The sequence below is a fragment of the Pseudomonas sp. FSL R10-2964 genome (assembly GCF_009600035.1).
Classification (GTDB): domain Bacteria; phylum Pseudomonadota; class Gammaproteobacteria; order Pseudomonadales; family Pseudomonadaceae; genus Aquipseudomonas; species Aquipseudomonas bubulae.
On the sequence record NZ_WIWH01000043.1, the window covers coordinates 1 to 21,501 of the forward strand.

At 57.8% G+C, this 21,501-nt stretch carries 21 protein-coding genes and 1 tRNA gene; 4 read left to right on the forward strand and 18 right to left on the reverse strand.

The annotated features are described in order from the left end of the window. From GHN92_RS20350 to rluD, 4 genes are all read right to left on the reverse strand, one after another. Positions 1-76, reverse strand: a tRNA-Asn gene (locus GHN92_RS20350). A 306-nt stretch (positions 77-382) separates the two neighbouring features. Further along, a complete protein-coding gene (gene clpB / locus GHN92_RS20355) occupies positions 383-2,950 on the reverse strand; it encodes an ATP-dependent chaperone ClpB (RefSeq protein ID WP_094999335.1) in 2,568 nt (855 codons plus the stop codon). Between the two features lie 120 nt (positions 2,951-3,070). Continuing rightward, positions 3,071-3,805 carry a peptidoglycan editing factor PgeF gene (gene pgeF / locus GHN92_RS20360; RefSeq protein WP_178102662.1) on the reverse strand — a complete coding sequence of 245 codons (735 nt, stop codon included), beginning with the start codon at positions 3,803-3,805 and terminating at the stop codon, positions 3,071-3,073. After that, positions 3,802-4,764, reverse strand: coding sequence for a 23S rRNA pseudouridine(1911/1915/1917) synthase RluD (gene rluD / locus GHN92_RS20365; protein ID WP_094999964.1), 963 nt, complete (start codon positions 4,762-4,764; stop codon positions 3,802-3,804). Before rluD ends, pgeF begins: the two co-directional genes overlap by 4 nt. A 148-nt stretch (positions 4,765-4,912) precedes the next feature. Here rluD and GHN92_RS20370 point away from each other — a divergent pair, with 148 nt between their 5' ends. Both GHN92_RS20370 and GHN92_RS20375 read left to right on the forward strand, forming a co-directional pair. Next, entirely contained in the window at positions 4,913-5,926 is a 1,014-nt protein-coding gene (locus tag GHN92_RS20370; RefSeq protein ID WP_094999337.1) for an outer membrane protein assembly factor BamD, read from the forward strand. A gap of 118 nt (positions 5,927-6,044) precedes the next feature. Further along, positions 6,045-6,275, forward strand: a complete 231-nt coding sequence (locus GHN92_RS20375; RefSeq protein ID WP_094999338.1) for a PP0621 family protein — start codon at positions 6,045-6,047, stop codon at positions 6,273-6,275. 154 nt (positions 6,276-6,429) lie between these two features. Here the strand turns inward: GHN92_RS20375 and thiO are convergent, their stop codons facing one another. The 5 genes from thiO to pilV are packed head-to-tail and all read right to left on the reverse strand — an operon-like array spanning position 6,430 to position 9,451. Beyond that, the gene (gene thiO, locus GHN92_RS20380) at positions 6,430-7,530 is read right to left on the reverse strand and encodes a glycine oxidase ThiO (protein WP_095018372.1); all 1,101 of its coding nucleotides are present in this window, start codon (positions 7,528-7,530) and stop codon (positions 6,430-6,432) included. A 33-nt stretch (positions 7,531-7,563) separates the two neighbouring features. Beyond that, positions 7,564-7,965, reverse strand: a complete 402-nt coding sequence (locus GHN92_RS20385) for a type IV pilin protein (protein WP_095023416.1) — start codon at positions 7,963-7,965, stop codon at positions 7,564-7,566. A 10-nt stretch (positions 7,966-7,975) separates the two neighbouring features. Next, a complete protein-coding gene (locus GHN92_RS20390) occupies positions 7,976-8,518 on the reverse strand; it encodes a PilX N-terminal domain-containing pilus assembly protein (protein WP_095031754.1) in 543 nt (180 codons plus the stop codon). A gap of 10 nt (positions 8,519-8,528) precedes the next feature. Continuing rightward, complete coding sequence (locus GHN92_RS20395) at positions 8,529-9,212, reverse strand: PilW family protein (RefSeq protein WP_094999342.1); 684 nt, start codon at positions 9,210-9,212, stop codon at positions 8,529-8,531. Beyond that, positions 9,209-9,451, reverse strand: a complete 243-nt coding sequence (gene pilV, locus GHN92_RS20400; protein WP_094999343.1) for a type IV pilus modification protein PilV — start codon at positions 9,449-9,451, stop codon at positions 9,209-9,211. Before pilV ends, GHN92_RS20395 begins: the two co-directional genes overlap by 4 nt. 234 nt (positions 9,452-9,685) lie before the next feature. Between pilV and GHN92_RS20405 the strand changes: the two genes are divergently transcribed. Then, a complete protein-coding gene (locus GHN92_RS20405; RefSeq protein ID WP_240043139.1) occupies positions 9,686-10,207 on the forward strand; it encodes a GspH/FimT family protein in 522 nt (173 codons plus the stop codon). Here the strand turns inward: GHN92_RS20405 and ispH are convergent. The 6 genes from ispH to murJ form a co-directional block, all read right to left on the reverse strand. Next, positions 10,204-11,151: a 4-hydroxy-3-methylbut-2-enyl diphosphate reductase gene (ispH, locus tag GHN92_RS20410; protein WP_094999344.1), complete on the reverse strand. Its 948-nt coding sequence runs from the start codon at positions 11,149-11,151 to the stop codon at positions 10,204-10,206. The genes GHN92_RS20405 and ispH overlap by 4 nt on opposite strands. Before the next feature lie 65 nt (positions 11,152-11,216). After that, positions 11,217-11,654 (reverse strand): FKBP-type peptidyl-prolyl cis-trans isomerase, encoded by a 438-nt coding sequence (gene fkpB / locus GHN92_RS20415; RefSeq protein WP_086795845.1) that lies wholly within the window; start codon positions 11,652-11,654, stop codon positions 11,217-11,219. After that, the gene (lspA, locus tag GHN92_RS20420) at positions 11,647-12,165 is read right to left on the reverse strand and encodes a signal peptidase II (protein ID WP_094999345.1); all 519 of its coding nucleotides are present in this window, start codon (positions 12,163-12,165) and stop codon (positions 11,647-11,649) included. The genes fkpB and lspA overlap by 8 nt, the downstream gene beginning before the upstream one ends. Beyond that, entirely contained in the window at positions 12,158-14,989 is a 2,832-nt protein-coding gene (ileS, locus tag GHN92_RS20425) for an isoleucine--tRNA ligase (protein WP_095018377.1), read from the reverse strand. The genes lspA and ileS overlap by 8 nt, the downstream gene beginning before the upstream one ends. After that, the gene (gene ribF, locus GHN92_RS20430; protein WP_094999347.1) at positions 14,986-15,936 is read right to left on the reverse strand and encodes a bifunctional riboflavin kinase/FAD synthetase; all 951 of its coding nucleotides are present in this window, start codon (positions 15,934-15,936) and stop codon (positions 14,986-14,988) included. Before ribF ends, ileS begins: the two co-directional genes overlap by 4 nt. Before the next feature lie 118 nt (positions 15,937-16,054). Continuing rightward, positions 16,055-17,593, reverse strand: a complete 1,539-nt coding sequence (murJ, locus tag GHN92_RS20435) for a murein biosynthesis integral membrane protein MurJ (RefSeq protein WP_095018378.1) — start codon at positions 17,591-17,593, stop codon at positions 16,055-16,057. 250 nt (positions 17,594-17,843) lie between these two features. On the opposite strand from murJ, the gene rpsT reads away from it, so the two are divergent. Next, positions 17,844-18,122 carry a 30S ribosomal protein S20 gene (gene rpsT / locus GHN92_RS20440; RefSeq protein ID WP_003443902.1) on the forward strand — a complete coding sequence of 93 codons (279 nt, stop codon included), beginning with the start codon at positions 17,844-17,846 and terminating at the stop codon, positions 18,120-18,122. 323 nt (positions 18,123-18,445) lie between these two features. On the opposite strand, the gene GHN92_RS20445 is transcribed toward rpsT, so the two are convergent. The 3 genes from GHN92_RS20445 to cgtA form a co-directional block, all read right to left on the reverse strand. Beyond that, entirely contained in the window at positions 18,446-18,907 is a 462-nt protein-coding gene (locus GHN92_RS20445) for a CreA family protein (protein ID WP_094999349.1), read from the reverse strand. A 14-nt stretch (positions 18,908-18,921) separates the two neighbouring features. Further along, the gene (gene proB / locus GHN92_RS20450; protein WP_019824017.1) at positions 18,922-20,040 is read right to left on the reverse strand and encodes a glutamate 5-kinase; all 1,119 of its coding nucleotides are present in this window, start codon (positions 20,038-20,040) and stop codon (positions 18,922-18,924) included. Between the two features lie 123 nt (positions 20,041-20,163). Beyond that, positions 20,164-21,390 carry an Obg family GTPase CgtA gene (cgtA, locus tag GHN92_RS20455; RefSeq protein WP_153380994.1) on the reverse strand — a complete coding sequence of 409 codons (1,227 nt, stop codon included), beginning with the start codon at positions 21,388-21,390 and terminating at the stop codon, positions 20,164-20,166. Positions 21,391-21,501 lie beyond the last annotated feature (111 nt).

The window sequence follows — 21,501 nt, forward strand, 5'->3', positions numbered from 1 at the left end:
TGGCTCCACGACCTGGACTCGAACCAGGGACCCAATGATTAACAGTCATTTGCTCTACCAACTGAGCTATCGCGGAACTACATATTTCAATTTGTAACGTTGTTGCCTTACTGCTTAGCAACACTCTTCGAGTTCTTCGCATCGCTGCGTTGGCGTCTCTGAGGTCGGCTATTCTACAAACTTTAAAAGCCTTGTCAACCCTTATTTTTCGTTAGAAGACAATTACTTAGCTCTTCCAGCGGGCTTCTCGGTTTGGGCCAAGTCGCTATTACGGGTTGCTTGCTGCGGGGCGCATATTACAAGCGTTTTCCTTACAGATCAACACCCTAGAAAAAAAAGGCCTCGCAAAGCGAGGCCTCTGTTAAAACACCGCTTTCAAACCTTATGCGAAGACGATTTCGTCGTCCTTCACGCTGGCTGTCACGGTGGTGCCAGGCAAGAACTGACCGGACAGGATCAGTTGTGCCAGCGGGTTTTCGATCCAGCGCTGGATCGCACGTTTCAGAGGGCGTGCGCCATAAACCGGGTCGTAACCAACCGCAATCAGCTTGTCCAGAGCATCCTGGTTCAGCTCAAGGCTCAAGTCACGCTCAGCCAGACGACTGCGCAGACGACCCAACTGGATTTCGGCGATGCCAGCAATCTGATCACGGGCCAGAGGCTCGAAGATCACCACTTCGTCGATCCGGTTCACGAACTCCGGACGGAAGTGGGTGCTGACCGCATCCATCACCGCTGCACGCTGTGCCTCGCGATCGCCCACCAGCTCCTGGATCTGTGCAGAGCCCAGGTTGGAGGTCATCACGATCACCGTGTTGCGGAAGTCCACGGTACGGCCGTGGCTGTCAGTCAGGCGACCGTCTTCCAGCACTTGCAGCAACACGTTGAACACGTCCGGGTGAGCCTTCTCGACTTCATCCAGCAGGATCACCGAGTAAGGCTTGCGCCGTACCGCTTCGGTCAGATAACCGCCTTCTTCGTAGCCCACATAGCCTGGTGGTGCACCGATCAGTCGAGCCACGGAATGTTTCTCCATGAACTCGGACATATCGATCCGCACCATCGCCTCTTCAGTATCAAAGAGGAACTCGGCCAGCGCCTTGCACAACTCGGTTTTACCCACACCGGTCGGGCCGAGGAACATGAACGAGCCGCTAGGACGGTTCGGGTCACTCAGGCCGGCACGGGAACGCCGCACGGCGTTGGACACAGCCACTACGGCCTCGTCCTGGCCAATCACGCGCTCATGCAACAGGCTTTCCATTTTCATCAGCTTGTCGCGTTCGCCTTCGAGCATCTTGGAGACCGGGATACCCGTCCACTTCGATACCACTTCCGCGATTTCCTCTTCAGTCACTTTGCTGCGCAACAACTGGTTTTCAGTTTTGCCGCTGTGCTCGTCGACCATCTGCAGGCTGCGTTCCAGATCAGGGATGATCCCGTACTGCAACTCGGCCATGCGGTTGAGGTTGCCGCTGCGGCGGGCCACTTCAAGCTCCTGGCGCGCCTGCTCGATTTTCTGCTGGATCTGGGCAGAACCCTGCACTTCGGCTTTTTCCGAGGTCCAGATCTCTTCGAGGTCCGAATATTCGCGCTCGTGACGCTCGATTTCTTCCTGCAATTTCTCGAGGCGTTTTTTCGCGGCCTCGTCTTCTTCTTTCTTCAACGCCTGGGCTTCAACCTTCAGTTGAATCAAGCGACGTTCAAGACGGTCCAGTACCTCAGGCTTGGAGTCGATCTCCATGCGGATACGGCTGGCAGCCTCGTCCATCAGGTCAATCGCCTTGTCCGGCAACTGCCGGTCGGTGATGTAACGATGGCTGAGTTTGACCGCCGCAATGATCGCACCGTCGGTAATCGCTACCTTGTGGTGAACTTCATAACGCTCTTTGAGGCCACGCAGGATCGCAATGGTGTCTTCTTCGCTCGGCTCGTCCACCAGTACTTTCTGGAAGCGACGCTCAAGTGCTGCGTCCTTCTCGATGTATTGGCGGTACTCGTTGAGCGTGGTCGCACCCACGCAGTGCAACTCACCGCGAGCCAGTGCAGGCTTGAGCATATTGCCCGCATCCATGGCACCCTCGCCTTTACCGGCGCCAACCATGACATGCAATTCGTCGATAAACAGGATGACTTGCCCTTCCTGCTTCGACAGCTCGTTAAGCACTGCTTTCAGGCGCTCCTCGAACTCACCGCGGAACTTGGCACCGGCAATCAGCGCACCGATGTCCAGGGACAGCAGACGTTTGCCCTTGAGGCCGTCAGGCACTTCGCCATTGATGATCCGTTGTGCCAGACCTTCGGCAATCGCGGTTTTACCCACGCCAGGCTCACCGATCAGTACCGGGTTGTTCTTGGTACGGCGCTGCAAGACCTGAATGGTGCGACGAATTTCATCGTCACGACCGATCACCGGGTCGAGCTTGCCCTCTTCGGCGCGCTTGGTCAGGTCAATGGTGTACTTGTCCAGCGCCTGGCGTGACTCTTCAACGTTCGGGTCATTGACCGCTTCGCCGCCACGCAGGTTGTTGATGGCATTTTCCAGGGCTTTCTTGCTCACGCCCTGACCCAGCAACAACTTGCCCAGCTTGCTGTTGTCGTCCATCGCCGCCAGCAATACAACTTCGCTGGTGATGTACTGGTCGCCTTTTTGCTGCGCCAGACGATCCGCCTGGTTCAACAGACGTGCCAAATCCTGCGACATGTTTACGTCGCCAGTCGGATTCTGAATTTTTGGCAGCTGATCGAGCTCTTTGGTCAGCTCTTTACGCAGGCTGTTTACATCGAAACCGACTTGCATCAGCAACGGCTTGATCGAACCGCCCTGCTGTTCCAGCAATGCCTGCATCAAGTGCGCAGGCTCGATGGCCGGATGATCGAGGCCAACGGCCAATGACTGAGCATCGGACAACGCCAATTGCAACTTGCTGGTTAATCTATCTATACGCATTCGTCACCTTCCTTATGAGCAGGCCGGAGGGATGGAAACTCCTGAATGAAGAAACCTGCCAGATACCATAGTAGATGCGGGCGATTACGAGAGTTTCAAGCGTTTGGAAAATGACGCAGATCAGCTGGACGGTCTTTCGATCCAAACCAGTGATGCGAAGCGGCCAGTATTGGGACTGCGCCGATAGGAGAAGAAACGCGGGTCGGTCACGGTGCAAAAACCCCCGCCGTACACAGCCGTGATACCGAAGCGGGCCAGACGCAAACGCGCCAGCTCATAGATATCGGCCATAAAACGCCCGGCATTGATGCTGGGCACAAAGGCGGCTTCGGCCTGGGGCATGTCTTTTACAAAGACCTCCCGCACCTCGGCCCCGACCTCAAATGCCTTGGGGCCAATGGCCGGCCCCAGCCACACAAGCAGCTCCTGTGGCGCAACATTGAGGCTTAGTGCGGCGGCTTCAAGCACCCCGGCCGCCAGCCCGCGCCAACCGGCATGGGCTACCGCAACACGAGTGCCAGCACGATCGCAGAACAATGCAGGCAAACAATCCGCCGTCATTGCCGTACAGGCAATACCGGGGGTGGCCGTCCAGCTGGCATCGGCCTCAACAATCAGTTCGGGATTGGCAGGTGCGACCACAACCCCGTGAACCTGGCTAAGCCAGGCGGGCTGTACGTCAAAAATATGGGTAAGGCGATGGCGGTTATGCGCAACGGCAACACGGTCGTCGCCTACATGGTCGCCCAGGTTGAAGCTGTCGAACGGCGCCACACTGACGCCGCCCGCACGGGTGGTCACACAGGCCCGGATGCCTGCCGGCGCTGGCCAGTCAGGAATCAGGAAGGTGTTCACCCGATAAATGCCTCACGGTCTTGCTTGAGCAACGTCAACAGCCAGACAAAGTCGTCAGGCAGTGCTGATTCCCAGCTCATGCGCTTACCGGTCGTCGGATGATCCAGCTCGAGGAAACGGGCATGGAGCGCCTGACGCGGGAAGTTTTTCAGGGACTCGACCATCGTCACGCTGGCAGACGGCGGAATACGGAAGCGACCGCCGTAAGCAGGGTCTCCGACCAACGGGAAGTTGATATGAGACATATGCACACGAATCTGGTGCGTACGACCGGTTTCCAGCTTTACCCGCACATGGGTGTGGGAACGGAAACGCTCAAGCACACGGTAATGACTGACCGCCTGCTTGCCGCCTTCCATTACCGCCATGCGCTGACGCTGCTGGCCGTGACGGCCGATAGGCGCGTCGATCTTGCCCCCGGCGGTCACGACACCGATAACGATGCACTCATAGATACGACTGACACTGCGGCTCTGCAACTGTGTAACCAGTTGTGTCTGCGCCTGAATGGTCTTGGCGACCACCATCAGACCGGTGGTGTCCTTGTCCAGGCGATGCACGATCCCCGCACGCGGCACATTGATAATGTCCGGTACGTGATGCAGCAAGGCATTGAGCAAAGTACCACTGGCATGCCCCGCAGCCGGGTGCACCACAAGGCCCGCAGGCTTGTTGATGACCAGGATGTCATCGTCTTCGTAGACGATATCCAGGGGGATGTCTTCAGCGATCCACTCACCCTGGGCTTCCTGCTCTGCAGTCAGCTCCAGGATGGCACCGCCGTGTACGATGTCACGGGGGCGTATGACGGCTCCGTCCACAGTAAGGCGGCCGTCTTTGATCCAGGCGGAAAGGCGCGAGCGCGAGTGCTCAGCGAATAATTGTGCGGCGACTTGATCGAGGCGTTGGCCACCCAGTTCGGACGGCACCTCTTCGCGAAGTTGAATTTTCTCGGACATGCTCATCAGGACCGCGCCAAGCCTTTGGTTTCGGCTGCGCGCTTGTGGTTAAATACGGCGTCTTTTGCCCCGAGGCTTTTCACGGGGCACTCATCATAACAGGACGGACCCGCCCAAGACAGCGGCCGTCATAGGGACGCAAGCCGCCATGCAAGTGAGACACCTGCTGCTGATCGCCATCCTCGCACTGACCGCCGCTTGCTCGTCGACTAAAGAAGTCGTTGACGAAAACCTCAGCGAAGTGGAGCTGTACCAGCAGGCACAGGCCGACCTGGACAACCACAGCTATACCAGTGCTACCGCCAAACTCAAGGCCCTTGAGTCACGCTACCCGTTCGGTCGCTACGCCGACCAGGCCCAGCTTGAACTTATTTACGCCTACTACAAGAACTCCGAGCCCGAAGCGGCCAAGTCGGCTGCCGAACGGTTTATCCGCCTGCATCCACAGCATCCGAACGTTGACTACGCCTACTACCTCAAGGGCCTGACCTCCTTTGACCAGGACGTTGGCCTGCTGGCGCGCTTCCTGCCGCTGGACATGAGCAAGCGTGACCCGGGCGCTGCACGCGACTCCTACAACGAGTTCGCCCAGCTCACCAGCCGCTTCCCCAACAGCCGCTACGCACCCGACGCCAAGCAGCGCATGATCTACCTGCGCAACCTGTTGGCAGCGTATGAAATCCACGTAGCCGATTACTACCTGACTCGTCAGGCTTATGTAGCCGCTGCCAACCGTGGCCGCTATGTGGTCGAAAACTTCCAGGAAACTCCTTCGGTCGGCGACGGCCTGGCGGTAATGGTTGAGTCCTACCAGCGCATGCATCTCGACCAGCTGGCCAACACCAGCCTTGAAGTGCTCAAGACCAACTACCCGGACCACCCGAGCCTGGTAGACGGCCAGTTTGTGCCGCAGGTTTCCGAGTCGGACAACCGTTCATGGCTGAGCAAGGCCACATTGGGCCTGATCGAATCCAGCACACCGCTGCCACCGGGTGAAACCCGTGCAAACATGGATATCCAGAAGCAGTACCAGGATGCCAAGGATGCAATCCCGGCAGAACTGAAGCCAAAGGATGCCGATGGCGACATCATCGAAGAACCGCAAGCTGAAGGTAAAAGCCGCTCCTGGTTCAGCTACATGACCCTGGGCCTGTTCGACTGATCGTTCAGCACATAAAAAAAGAGCTCTTCGGAGCTCTTTTTTTATGTTTGATTTACCGCTGTGCGCCTGCCAGGTCCTTGGCTAAACTGGTGCATCTTTTCTCGAATAGCGAATTACCATGCTTCGTTTACTGATCTGGGCAGCGCTGATTGCTGCAGGCGTTTGGCTGTGGCGCAAATACAAGACCGGTATGGCCGCGACCAAAAAACCGGTCGACCCGAGCGCTCAGCCAATGGTGCGCTGCGCCCACTGTGGCGTACACCTGCCCCGTGACCGCGCCCTGAGCCAGCAACAAGAGTGGTATTGCACCCAGCAGCATCTGGAGCAAGGGCCAAAACCAAGGGGTTAAGCCACCTGTGATCGCTGCCGCAGGCTACGACAGGAAAACGGCAACTGTGGGAGCGAGCCTGCTCGCGAAGGTCGTTCGCGAGCAGGCTCGCTCCCACAATAGGGCTTGATCTACAACAGAGTATCGACAGAAATCCCTCTGTGTTTGTAGCCGCTTAAATCCGCCCCTCTGGCGCATAAGGCGTCGGGTCGATAATCGGCTCACGCCCCAGCAGCAAGTCCGCGAATAATTGGCAGGACGCCGGTGCCAATACCAGACCGTTGCGATAGTGCCCGCAGTTGAGCCACAGACCATCAAAACCTGACACCCGCCCAATATACGGAATGCCCTCGGGCGAACCTGGCCGCAGCCCGGCCCAGTGCCCCACCACTTCAGCATCGGCCAGGGCCGGGATCAATTCGACTGCCGAGGCCTTGAGGCTCTCAAGGGCCGTAAGGGTCGGGGTTTTATCAAAGCCTTCATGCTCCAGCGTGCTACCGATCAGGATATGACCGTCGCGGCGGGGAATGGCATAACGCCCTTTTGCCAGCACCATGCACGACAAAAAGTCAGATGCGCATTTGTACAGGATCATCTGCCCCTTGACCGGCTCCACAGGCAACTCCAGCCCCAGCCCGCTCAACAACTCACCGCTCCAGGCCCCGGCCGACAACACCACCTCGTCGCCGCGAATCTCACCCCGGGCCGTATTGACCCCGCAAACTCTTTCGCCTTCGCGAACAAAGCCGAGCACCTCGCACTGCTCATGCACAGTGACATTCGGCATCGCCTGCAGTGCAGCCTTCAGCGATTTCACCAACCGCGGATTCCGCACATTGGCCACATTAGCCATATAAATTGCGTGTGCATAACCACCGCCCAGCACGGGCACGGCATCATGGACTGCCGACATATCGACCGCCCCCAGAGGTCGCCCTTCGCGCCCGGCCCACTCCAGCGCCTGAGCCTCATCATCCAGGTCCAGCCAGTACAGCCCGGTGGTGTGTACTTCAGGATCAATACCCGTCGAAGCAAACAGACGCTCGGCCAATTGCGGATAAAAGTCCTGAGACCAGTGCGCCAGGGCCGTTACAGCACAGTTATAGCGCCACGGATAAAGCGGCGAAACAATACCGCCGCCGGCCCAGGAGGACTCCTGGCCCGCCCCGCCACGCTCCAGCACAATCACCTGCTCTACATCAGCCGCCAGATTAAACGCAGTCAGCAGGCCTATGACACCGCCCCCGACAATCACCACCCGTTGCTGCCTAGCCATCTGTTAATCCAGCCCGTCATTCAAAATCAATCGTTAGCGCCCCCAACACTGCTGCATTGTCAGGCCAGGGGCGGCCTGGGTTATCGTTGCCATACCGGTGTGAGCCAGCGTAAAGCTCCCGCACGAATCCCCCGCCATTGCCGAACCTTGTTTGGGCGTCGCCTTCAGCCAGTAGCCGTGGTCGACGAGATCGGCACTGATGTCGTAGTGCTGATTGCCTGAACTAAGGTCTTTCATACCGCTATATACCGCGTTCTTTGTGTAAAAGCGCTCAAGACTTTGGGCTTGCTCCGTCAACAGGACAACAACTTGAGAGCGGTAAGCCCGCTTTACATAATCGCCGTACAACGGATAAACGAATGCGCCAAGGATACCGGTGATAACCACGACGATCATCAGTTCGATCAGGGTAAAACCTGCTACATACCTGTACATTTCGTGCGTCCTATTGCAGCTGTCGCCACATGACCCGGTGAAAACCCCTGGCAACACGCTCTTGCGAAGCGTTATCCGGCCCTTGATAACGCGCATAAATACTCTCCAGTACGGTGCGCGACTGCCCGTGCCAGCCAATACCGGTAACTCGATACAAACGGGTAGTGGTGGTCACTGGCAAATGGGCTGGCGTAATGCTTGGCCCAAGGTTCTGAACACCATACAGCCCGTTCGCAACGCTTATCCAACGTACCCCGGAGGCCGGATCGATGCCTGGCACAGCCTGAGTACGCACCTCTGGGGGCGGGTTACAGCTTGCTGGCGAAGTGCAAGGCATTACCCTGCCCCATTGGATCTGAAGCCAGGCCTCCCCGCTGCCAAGCGCCGCTTCTGCGGCCTGAAATGAGTGGTTGGCATGTTGAACGCCTGCAGACATTTTTTCCTGAAGGGTCGCACTGATCAATGCAGCCATCCCGATCAGGCTCAGCAACAGCATGAAAACCAGGCTGACCAGCAGTGCCATGCCGCGCTGACAAATCAATGGCAAAGGCATGATGCGCGCCCTAAGCCAGCCGGTTACGCAAAGCGACTTCCAACTGATAGACCTGGTCCTTGACCCGCCCGGCGCGGTCTCGCAATGTCAGGCCGATACGGATGCTGCGCAGACTGGAACCTTTGACCAGACGACTCTCATAACGCAGCACGGAGTGCGAACCTGCCGTCCCGGCCACGCCAAAACTCACGTCAAAGGCAGCCACATTATCGAGCAGCACCGCTTTATTGGGCCCGATCTTTAACTGCCCGTGCTCATGACGGTAAAACAATTCACGCACGGGAAATGCCGTTTCACCGGGAGCCAAAAACGACCTTGCCCCGGGATAGGCCCGGGCGAAACTTGTGCAGTCCGAGACCACAGTCCAGTCAGGCTTGGCAGCCTGAAGCGCCACGTCCGAACTGATCATGCGCAACACCCCCCTCTGCCAGGAGACCGGTGTTTTAAAAACAGAGGGCGCATCAACAATACGATCGACTGACAGGCAGCCAAACATGCCCGCCATGCGAATCTCCCGAGCCAGTTTACTCAGCACATAACGCGCATCCTCCTGCAGCCTTGCCGACGACCGCTGGCTTAAGTAAGCCTCGCGGCTGCTTGAGAAAATCTGCGTCATGCCCAGCACTACCAGCATTCCCAGCGCCAGAGCCACCATCAGCTCGATCAGGCCAAAACCTGAACGGGGATTGCTCATGATGACCCGGCCCCGGCATGACCGCTCGACAAGGGGTGGACGACCTCCGCGCGCATCTGATCCAGCCTGCTGTAGGCAATAAAACTGTCCTGGGTGCTTATCAGCGCGCTTGCCGTATGTTTCAAGGCATTGAGTTGCATAGCAGCAGAGCCCATCAGGCTGATAAACAGAATCAACAGCGCGATAAGCACTTCGATCAAGCTCATCCCGTCTTGTCGACTTTTAACTAATCGAGGCATCCGAATCGTCCATATCAGAGGGTTCGACGGCACGCCCTGTGCCGCCCAGACAAAAGCCTAGCCTCCCCCGCTGCTCTGCACGGCAGGACGAAGCCAAGCAAACCAGCCGGATTTTTCGCCTGAATTCGTAAGCTGTTAACGGTGAGAAAACATGATGAAACCATTGCCGTGAACCTGTAGTGCCAGAGTTCGCTATACAGAGAAAACACACTTGAACCGTCCAGGGAGGACGCTATGCATCAACGTGGCATGAGTCTGATCCAGCTGCTACTGACGCTGACGATCGTGGCGCTTACGGCCCGTTTTGCCAGCCCGGCCTATAGCGCCCTTGTCGAGCATCATCAGCGTCAGATCACTGCCGAACAACTGGCCAGCAGCCTGCGCAATGCACGCGCACAAGCACTGCTACGCCAACAATTTGTGGTGGTTTATCCGTACGAAGAAGATTGGAGCCGAGGCTGGAGGACGATTCTGGACTTGAGCGGCCAAGGCCATCTGGACAAGGGCAACCCGGTGCTGGTCGAGTCACAGGGCAGTGGGCGCATACCCATTGCGGGCAATACACCGGTTAAACGGTATGTGCGCTTCAACCCGCTGGGCGAGCCACAACTGATTGGAGGCGCCTTTCAAGCCGGGACACTGCATGTTTGTCAGGCAAGGACTGCACAGAGCCACTATCAAGTGGTGCTGGCCAAGAGCGGGCGCATCAGCCTGCGCAGCGATAAAACTGCACAGGCCTTATGCAGGCACGCTTAGGTAATGGCGCGAACGCGCAACTCTTTGGGCATGGAGAACGTAACATTCTCTTCACGGCCGGCCAGCTCGTCGGCACCGGTTGCGCCCCAGGCATGCAGCTGTTGAATCACGCCACGTACCAGTACCTCTGGGGCCGATGCACCGGCGGTGATACCGATGCTGTTTACGCCGTCGAACCAGCTTTTTTGCAGGTCTTCAGCACCGTCGATCAGGTAGGCGGGGGTCTGCATACGCTCCGCCAGTTCGCGCAGGCGGTTGGAGTTGGAGCTGTTCGGGCTGCCAACTACCAACACGACATCGCACTCATCAGCCAGTTGCTTGACCGCATCCTGACGGTTTTGCGTGGCATAGCAGATATCGTCCTTGCGCGGTCCGCCAATGGCCGGGAAGCGCGAACGCAGGGCGTCGATCACACGACTGGTGTCGTCCATCGACAAGGTTGTCTGGGTTACAAAGGCCAGTTTTTCCGGGTCTTTGACCTGCAGGTTCGCAACATCCTTTTCATCTTCGACCAGGTAGATCGCGCCACCATTACTGGCGTCGTACTGGCCCATGGTGCCTTCGACTTCCGGATGACCGGCATGACCAATCAAAATGCACTCACGGCCATCACGGCTATAGCGCGCGACCTCAATATGCACCTTTGTCACCAGCGGGCAGGTCGCGTCGAACACCTTGAGACCACGCCCGGCAGCCTCTGTACGCACGGCCTGGGAAACGCCGTGGGCACTGAATATCACAATGACGTCGTCCGGCACCTGATCCAGCTCTTCGACGAAAATAGCGCCACGGGAACGCAGGTCTTCAACGACAAATTTGTTGTGCACCACTTCGTGGCGAACATAGATAGGCGGACCGAAAACTTCCAGAGCACGATTGACGATTTCAATCGCACGGTCCACCCCGGCGCAGAAGCCACGGGGGTTGGCGAGTTTGATATGCATGCTGGGCCTCGTGGGACGCGCAGAAAAATAATGCCAATCAGGCCCGGCCGCAGCCGGGCACTGGATTACAGCGCTTGAACGTCTTTGATTTCCACGTCGAAGGTCAGGGTTTTGCCTGCCAGCGGATGGTTGAAATCAATGGTGACTTGCTCGTCATCGAACTCTTTGACCACACCCGGAAGCTCGGTGTTGGCCGCATCATTGAAGATCACCAGCAAACCTTGCGACAACTCCATGTCCTTGAACTGCGAACGCGGAATGATCTGCACGTTTTGCGGGTTAGGCTGGCCAAAGGCGTTTTCCGGAAGAATCTCCAGTGTGCGCTTGTCACCCGCCTTGAAACCGAACAACGCCGCTTCAAACCCTGGCAGCAAGCTGCCATCACCCACCTTGAAAGTGGCCGGGGATTTGTCGAAGGTGCTGTCAACGGTGTCGCCATTTTCCAGACGCAAAGCAAAATGCAGAGTGACCTGCGTGTTCTGACCAATACGCTGCTCAGTCATGAGCGGGTTCCTCGGGCTTTTTACTTTTGAACATATCCAGTGCCAGCATCACGGCACCTACGCAAATCGCACTGTCGGCGAAGTTGAACGCAGGGAAGTACCAGCGATTTTGCCAATGCACCAGAATGAAATCGACCACATGACCGTAGACAATACGGTCATACAGGTTACCCAGTGCGCCGCCCAGAATCAGGGCAAGGGCAATGGCCAACCAGGTGTCATTGCGCCCCAGACGCTTGAGCCAGACCACCAGCACGGCACTGACCACGACCGCGATCAGGGCAAACAGCCAGCGCTGCCAGCCGGCACTGTCCGCCAGGAAGCTGAAGGCCGCACCGGTGTTGTAAGCCAGGGTCCAGCTGAACAGGTCGGGAATCACCACAATCTGCTGGTACATCTGCAGCGAATTGTCGAAGTAGACCTTGCTGGTCAGGTCAATGACCAGGACCAGCACAGTCAACCAGAGCCAGCCCAGGCGCCCGAAGCGCCCGGTAGTGCTGGTATTAGGCATAGTGACGTACCTCACCAGCGCCGCTGATATTGTCTACACAACGACCGCAGATTTCAGGGTGCTCGGGGTTAACGCCGACGTCTTCACGGCAGTGCCAGCAACGGGCGCACTTGGCATGGGCCGACTTGACCACCTTGAGTTTGAGGCCAGCCACTTCGGTAACCACGGCATCTGCTGGAGCCTGCGCAAAAGGCGCAACGCTGGCAGTGGAGGTGATCAACACGAAACGCAGCTCGTTGCTCAACTTGGACAAATCAGCAGCCAGCTGATCTTCGGCGAACAGGGTCACTTCTGCTTGCAAGTTACCGCCAATGGCCTTGGCTGCGCGCAAGTTTTCCATTTCCTTGTTGACCGCAACCTTGACCGCCATGATTCGCTCCCAGTAGGCGCGATCCAGTTCGGTGCCTTCCGGCAGTTCAGTCAGGCCTTCGTACCAGGTGTTGAGCATCACCGATTCGTTGCGCTCGCCCGGCAGGTACTGCCACAACTCATCAGCGGTGAACGCCAGGATCGGAGCGATCCAGCGCACCAGCGCTTCAGAGATGTGGAACAGCGCGGTCTGGCACGAACGGCGAGCCTTGCTGTTGGCGCCGGTGGTGTACTGGCGGTCCTTGATGATGTCGAGATAGAAACCGCCCAGCTCCTGAACGCAGAAGTTGTGCACCTTGGAGTACACGTTCCAGAAACGGTATTCGCCGTAATGCAGCTCCAGCTCACGTTGCAGCAGCAACGCACGATCCACCGCCCAACGGTCCAGTGCCAGCATTTCTTCGGCAGGCAGGATGTCGGTGGCTGGATTGAAACCGGTCAGGTTCGACAGCAGGAAGCGTGCGGTATTGCGGATACGTCGGTAGGCGTCCGCACTGCGCTGCAGGATCTGGTCGGAAACCGCGATTTCGCCCGAGTAGTCGGTCGAGGCAACCCACAGACGCATGATGTCGGCGCCCAGGGTGTCGTTGACCTTTTGCGGTGCAATCACGTTGCCCAGCGACTTGGACATCTTGCGGCCCGCTTCGTCCACGGTAAAACCGTGGGTCAGCAGCTCGCGGTACGGCGCGTGGTTGTCGATGGCGCAACCCGTCAGCAACGACGAGTGGAACCAGCCACGGTGCTGGTCGGAGCCTTCAAGGTAGAGATCAGCGCGTGGGCCGGTTTCATGACCCATCGGGTGCGAACCGCGAAGGACATGCCAGTGCGTGGTGCCCGAATCGAACCAGACGTCGAGGGTATCGCTGATCTTGTCGTACAGCGGCGCTTCGTCGCCCAGCAGCTCGGCAGCATCCAGCTTGAACCACGCCTCGATGCCTTCGACTTCAACGCGCTTGGCCACTTCTTCCATCATTTCGACGGTGCGCGGGTGCAGCTCGCCGCTTTCCTTGTTCAGGAAAAACGGGATCGGCACGCCCCAGTTGCGTTGACGCGAGATGCACCAGTCCGGGCGGTTGGCGATCATCGAGTGCAGGCGCGCCTGACCCCAGGCCGGAACGAACTGGGTGTCTTCGATCGCTTGCAGCGCACGGGTGCGCAAGGTATCGCCATCAGTCGGCTGCTTGTCCATACCGATAAACCACTGGGCGGTGGCACGGTAGATCAGCGGCGTCTTGTGGCGCCAGCAGTGCATATAGCTGTGGCTGATGGTCTCGGTGAACATCAACGAACCGACTTCGATCAGCTTGTCGATGATGTTCTGGTTGGCCTTCCAGATGAACTGGCCACCGAAGAACTCCAGCGACGGCACGTAAACGCCATTGCTTTGCACCGGGTTGATGATGTCGTCGTTGACCATGCCATAGGCTTTGCAGGTCACGAAGTCGTCTACGCCGTAGGCTGGAGCCGAGTGAACCACACCAGTGCCAGCACCCAGCTCAACGTAGTCGGCCAGATAAACAGGCGACAGACGGTCATAGAACGGGTGACGGAAGTTGATCAGTTCAAGCGCTGAGCCAGTGGTGGTCGCGATGACCGAACCCTGCAGGTTGTAACGCGCCAGACTCGATTCGACCAGTTCTTCAGCCAGTACCAGCAACTTGTCGCCCACGTCGACCAGCGCGTAGGTGAATTCCGGGTGTACGTTAAGCGCCTGGTTGGCCGGAATGGTCCACGGGGTGGTGGTCCAGATCACGATCGAAGCAGGTTTGCTCAGTGCCGCCAGACCAAAGGCCTCTGCCAGCCTGGCTTCGTCGGCAACCGGGAAGGCAACGTCGATGGCCGCAGACTTCTTGTCCTGGTATTCAACTTCAGCTTCAGCCAGGGCCGAACCGCAATCGAAGCACCAGTTCACCGGCTTGAGGCCCTTGAACACAAAACCGCCCTTGACGATCTCAGCCAAAGCACGGATTTCACCGGCTTCGTTTTTGAAGTCCATGGTCTTGTACGGGTTGGCGAAATCACCCAGCACACCCAGACGGATGAACTCGGATTTCTGCCCCTCGATCTGCTCGGTGGCGTAGGCACGGCACAGCTCGCGGGTTTTATCCGCGCTCAGGTTTTTACCGTGGGTCACTTCGACCTTGTGTTCAATCGGCAAACCATGGCAATCCCAGCCCGGCACATACGGCGCGTCAAAACCCGACAGGGTCTTGGAGCGGATGATCATGTCTTTCAGAATCTTGTTCAGCGCATGACCGATATGGATAGTGCCGTTGGCGTACGGAGGACCGTCGTGAAGTACGAACTTCGGGCGATCCTTGCCAATCTCGCGCAACTTCCCGTACAGGCCAATGCTGTCCCAGCGCTGCAAAATTTGCGGTTCGCGCTGTGGCAGGCCGGCCTTCATTGGGAAGGCGGTGTCCGGGAGGTTTAGCGTGGCTTTGTAGTCGGTCATTTCAGGCTCTTTTTAAGCGGTTGACCCAGCCAAAAGGCTCGGGCGGCGGCGACGTCCGCATTGATCGCCGTCTTGAGCGCCTCCAGGGAGGCGAAACGCTGCTCATCACGCAGCTTGTGGTGGAATGCCACGTTCAAACGCCGACCATACAGATCGCCGGCGAAATCCAACAGATGTACTTCAAGATGGGCGCTGCCATCCCCTGCTACGGTTGGCCGCACGCCGATATTGGCGACGCCGGGCCAGGTTTTACCGTCGATCTCGACGCTGGCCAGGTACACCCCGGTCAACGGCACACGACGACGCTTGAGCTGAATATTGGCGGTCGGCGTGCCCAACTGGCGCGCCAGTTTTTGCCCGTGCAATACCCGGCCAGCGATTTGAAAAGGGCGCCCCAGCAAACGCTCTGCCAGGGAGAAGTCGGCACTGGCCAGAGCATCACGCACCTTGGTGCTGCTGATGCGTACGCCATCAAGCTCAACCGTTTGCGCCGCCTCGACGGTGAAACCCTGCATCTGGCCAGCCTGCTGCAAAAAGTCAAAATCGCCGACGCGATCGCAGCCAAAACGGAAGTCGTCACCGACCTCCAGATGCTGCACGCCCAGGCCGTCGACCAGAATGGTATCGACGAATTCGGCGGCGCTGAGCTTGCACAGACGTTGATTGAACGCCAGGCACAGCACCCGGTCGACTCCGGCGTCTGCCAGCAGTTGCAACTTGTCGCGCAACCGGGCCAGACGTGCAGGAGCCGTATCCGGGGCGAAGAATTCGCGCGGCTGCGGCTCGAAAATCACCACGCAGCTGGGCACGCCCAACTCCAGTGCACGCTCACGCAGCCGGCCCAGGATAGCCTGGTGACCACGGTGTACACCGTCAAAGTTGCCAATAGTGGCGACACAGCCCCGATGCTGGGGCCGCAGATTGTGAAGGCCTAGAACCAGCTGCATAACGCGCTTCTTGCTCATAAAGTGGTCGATTATAACCACACCCGGCCCAGTACGACAGGCAACAGCGCAAGGCAAATCGGGTCAATTCGACAAAATCGACGTCTGACCCGTCATTAGCTTACATAAGTGACTTGCGGGCGAAATCCTTCAAACGCAGCCCCAACAGCAGCAGCATACCGAAATACGCCAGCACGCCCGCGACAACCAAGCCGCCCAGACGAATAAAGCGCTCCAGCATATTGCCGTGATCCCAGGCCGGCATCAGGTGCATCAAGCCCAGCAATACCGCCGACATCACGGCTACGGCCAGCACCAGCTTGAACAGGTATTTGGTCCAGCCCGGCTGGGCGACAAACAGCTTTTGCCGGCGCAACTGCCAGAACAGCAGCCCGGCATTGATACAGGCGCCTACGCTGATGGCCAACGCCAGCCCCGCATGCTGCAACGGCACGATAAAGACCAAGTTGAGCAACTGCGTCACCACCAGGGTGAATACCGCTATTTTGACTGGCGTGCGAATGTTTTGCTGTGCATAAAAGCCTGGCGCCAACACCTTGATAATGATGATTCCGAGCAGGCCCAGCGAATAAGCGATCAATGCACGCTGGGTCATGGCCGCATCCAGCGCCGTGAACTGGCCGTACTGGAACAGTGAAACGGTAAGCGGCTCGGACAGGATGGCCAGCGCCAGGGAACATGGAAGCACCAGCACAAAACACAGGCGCAAGCCCCAGTCGAGAATACGCGAATACTCCTGACGGTCTTTGTTGGCGTAGGTCTTGGACAGGGTTGGCAGCAGGATGGTGCCCAGCGCCACCCCCAGCACTCCTGAAGGCAACTCCATTAGACGGTCCGCGTAGTACATCCATGACACCGATCCAGCCACAAGGAATGAGGCAAATATCGTATTGATGATCAGAGAGATCTGACTGACCGAGACCCCAAGGATGGCTGGCAGCATCTGTTTCATCACCCGCCACACGCCGGTATCGCGCAAATTGAGCCTTGGCAGCACCAGCATGCCGATCTTTTTCAGGTGTGGCAGTTGAAACAGCAACTGCGCCAGACCACCCACCAGCACGGCCCAGCCCAGAGCCATCACCGGCGGATCGAAATACGGCGTCAGGAACAACGCAAACACAATCATGCTGACGTTAAGCAGGGTCGGCACAAAGGCCGGCACCGCAAAACGGTTCCAGGTATTGAGGATCGCCCCCGCCAGGGATGACAGCGAGATCAGCAGGATATAAGGGAAGGTGACCCGCAGCATGTCGCTGGTGAGCTCGAATTTTTCAGGGGTCGTGGCGAACCCCGGGGCCGTTGCCCAGATGACCCAGGGGGCCGCCACCATGCCCAGCACGGTGACAATGGCCAGCACCAGGGTCAAAAGCCCGGCGACATAAGCGACAAAAGTGCGGGTCGCCTCCTCGCCCTGCTGGCTTTTGTACTCGGCCAGAATCGGCACAAAGGCCTGGGAAAAAGCGCCCTCGGCGAAGATCCTGCGCAGCAGGTTTGGCAGTTTGAAGGCAATAAAGAATGCATCCGTGGCCATTCCGGCACCGAAGGCACGGGCAATAATGGTGTCGCGAATGAAGCCCAGAACCCTGGAAATCATGGTGATTGAGCTGACGGCAGCCAACGACTTGAGCAAATTCATTGAAAGAGTTTTTGCCTATAGAGAAAGAGCAGGCGAACAAAGCGCCCACTTATGCGATACTGCGCGCCGCAACAGCACAGAGCCAAGCTCGCGAGTTTACAGGTCAAGCGCCGGAAATAAATATCCCGTCTGCCTCGATCCACCACTCAGCGGATCGCATCAAACGCCCTTGACAAGAGTTCTCGTCATCGGCATGATTCGCGGCCTATTTTGTTTGTTATTTCCCAAAAGTCTTTCGAGGAGCTCGACGGTGGCCAACACACCTTCCGCCAAAAAACGTGCAAAACAGGCTGAGAAGCGTCGCAGCCACAACGCCAGCCTGCGTTCCATGGTTCGTACCTACATCAAGAATGTAGTTAAAGCCATCGACGCAAAAGACGCTGCTAAAGCGCAAGCTGCTTATGTTCTGGCTGTTCCTGTTATCGACCGTATGGCCGATAAAGGTATCATCCACAAGAACAAAGCTGCTCGCCATAAGAGCCGCCTGAATGGCCACGTCAAGGCGTTGAACCTTGCGACTGCTGCTTAAGCGATAAGCTTTTTAAAAAACCGACCTTAGGGTCGGTTTTTTATTGCCTGCGATTTGATCAGCGTACGAAAAACCCTGTAGATACTCTGCGACAGACCTAGCCCACCTGCCAGCGGGCGCGACGACGCGACAATTCAGAGCCCAGCGCAATCAAAAGCCCCTCACCCCAACCCTCCCCCAAGGGAGAGGGAGCTGATCAACTGAGATCTTGAGGGTGCGCGCAGTCAGTCCCCTCTCCCTCCTGGAGAGGGACGAAGCAGCTACAAAGTGGCGAAAAAACGGCAAAAAAAAGCCGCGACAAGCGCGGCTTTTCTTGAGCAACGTTACTCGTGCGGCCACGGCAAAATCGGGATTGCCGTTACGGCATTCTGCGGACTGCCTTCGATCAAGCGGTCGCTGTACACCAGATACACCAGCGTATTACGCTTTTTATCCAGGAAACGCACCACCTGCATGGTCTTGAAGACCAGCGAAGTCCGCTCCTTGAACACCTCATCACCCTCTTTCAGGTCACCCTTGAAGCTGATCGGCCCGGTCTGACGGCAGGCAATCGACGCCTCGGCGCGATCTTCAGCCAAACCCAGACCACCTTTCATGCCACCCGTCTTGGCACGAGAAAGGTAGCAAGTCACGCCATCTACCTTGGGATCATCGAATGCCTCTACGACGATACGGTCATTAGGCCCGACAAATTTGAAGACCGTCGACACCGAGCCAATTTCTTCCGCCGAGGCCATTAGCGGCATCGCCAACATCAAACCCAATAAACCGCCAATCAAGCGCATACCACACCTCAAATTCAAACCAGAATCAGGTTATCGCGATGAACCAGCTCAGGTTCCGCCATATAACCCAACAAGCCGACAATCGCATCCGACGATTGCCCGATAATTTTTTGCGCCTCGGCAGCACTGTAGTTGGCCAGGCCACGAGCGATCTCCCGCCCGTCCGGCGCGACGCACACCACCATCTCGCCACGACGGAAACCGCCCTGAACCGCCTTGACCCCTACAGGCAACAGGCTTTTATTGCCCTTGGACAAGGCCGCCACAGCGCCTTCATCCAGCACCAGCGTGCCACGGGTCTGCAAGTGTCCGGCCAGCCACTGCTTGCGCGCAGCCAGCAGGCCACGCTCCGGGGACAGCAAGGTACCCAGTCGCTCGCCCGCCTTGAGACGATCCAGCACCCGCTCCAGACGCCCACCCACAATGATCGTGTGCGCACCGGAACGCGCCGCCAGGCGCGCCGCGCGCAACTTGGTCTGCATGCCGCCACGCCCCAACGCACCACCGGTACCGCCTGCCACTGCATCCAGCGCCGGATCATCGGCACGCGCCTCGTAGATCATCTTGGCATCAGGATTGTTGCGCGGATCAGCATCAAACATGCCGTCGCGATCAGTCAGGATCACCAGCAGATCAGCCTCGACCAGATTAGCCACCAACGCGGCCAGCGTATCGTTGTCACCGAAGCGGATTTCGTCCGTGACCACCGTGTCATTTTCATTGATGACCGGGATCACGCCCAATTCCACCAGCGCACGCAGGGTGCTGCGGGCATTGAGGTAGCGTTTGCGATCAGACAGATCGTCATGGGTCAGCAGGATCTGCGCGGTATGCCGGGAATGCTCGGCAAAGCTCGACTCCCAGGCCTGCACCAACCCCATCTGACCAATAGCCGCAGCAGCTTGCAGCTCGTGCATGGCACTCGGTCGCACCGTCCAGCCCAAGCGGCTCATTCCGGCCGCAACCGCACCCGAAGACACCAGCACCAGCTCTACGCCAGCCTCGTGCAACGCCACCATCTGTTCAACCCAAACGCCCATCGCCGCGCGATCCAGGCCCTTGCCATCCGCTGTCAGCAACGCGCTGCCGATCTTCACGACCCAGCGCTGCGCACCCGTCACCTTGCTCCGCATCATCATCCAACCTATGCCTGAGAGCAGCGCGACCGAGCGCCACCCATGGAATTATTTTTGATTACCAAATCGTAGATGCTAAAACGCCGCTCATTGAGCGGCGCTGTAGTTTACTGCAACGAATCAGTCGCGGACGTAAATGATTTCCGGACCATCTTCATCATCAACATCTTCTTCGTCCCAGTCATCTTTACCGATGTCATGGACGCTCTTCACGCCGCTGCGACGCAGGGCACGCTTGTCATCCAGCGCCTGCAACTGCGCACGCGCTTCATCTTCGATACGCTGATCCAGCTCGGCCAACTCTTGCTTGTAGGCAGGGTCAGCAGCCAGACGATCAGCACGATCTTCCAGATAACGCATGATGTCGTGGCACAGCTTTTCGGTACCGATCTTGGCAATGGCCGAGATCACGTAAACCGGGCCAGTCCACTCAAGGCGATCAACCACTTCCTTGACGCGCGCTTCGTGCTCGTCTTGTGGCAGCGAATCGCACTTGTTCAGCACCAGCCAACGATCACGCTCAGCCAGCGACGGGCTGAACTTGGTCAGTTCGTTAACGATGACTTCCGCGGTATCAGCAGCGCTCTCGCTACCCTCAACCGGTGCCATGTCAACGAGGTGCAACAACAGACGGGTACGCGCCAGGTGCTTGAGGAAACGGATCCCCAGGCCAGCACCATCGGAAGCCCCTTCGATCAGACCCGGAATATCGGCGATCACAAAGCTCTTCCAGCGATCCACGCTGACCACACCCAGGTTTGGCACCAGGGTGGTGAACGGATAATCCGCCACTTTTGGCTTGGCCGCAGACACCGAACGAATAAAGGTACTTTTACCGGCATTCGGCAAGCCCAACAGGCCAACGTCAGCCAACACCTTCAACTCCAGTTTCAGGTCACGCTGCTCACCCGGCTTACCCGGCGTGGTCTGGCGTGGCGCACGGTTGGTACTGGATTTGAATCGGGTATTACCCAGACCGTGCCAACCGCCATGCACCACCAGCAAACGCTGGCCGGCCTTGGTCAGGTCGCCGATGATTTCCTGGGTGCCAGCGTCGATCACGGTAGTGCCGACCGGAACACGCAGCTCCAGATCCTCACCCTTGCGACCGGTGCAATCCGTACTGCCGCCATTCGAGCCACGCTGGGCGTCAAAGTGACGGGTGTAACGGTAGTCAACCAGGGTGTTGAGGTTTTCGTCGGCGACCATGTAGATCGAGCCGCCATCACCGCCATCACCACCGTTTGGGCCACCGTTTTCGATGAACTTCTCACGACGGAAACTCATGCAACCGTTACCACCGTCGCCTGCTTTTACTTTGATCGATACTTCATCTACAAACTTCATAACAAAACGCGCCTCTCGTCATCAGGACGAGCCGATAAAAACCAAGACATAAGACTCTTGCAAAAATGAGCGCAGCGACCTCAATCAACGACCGTTAAATCCAGCGCCAGC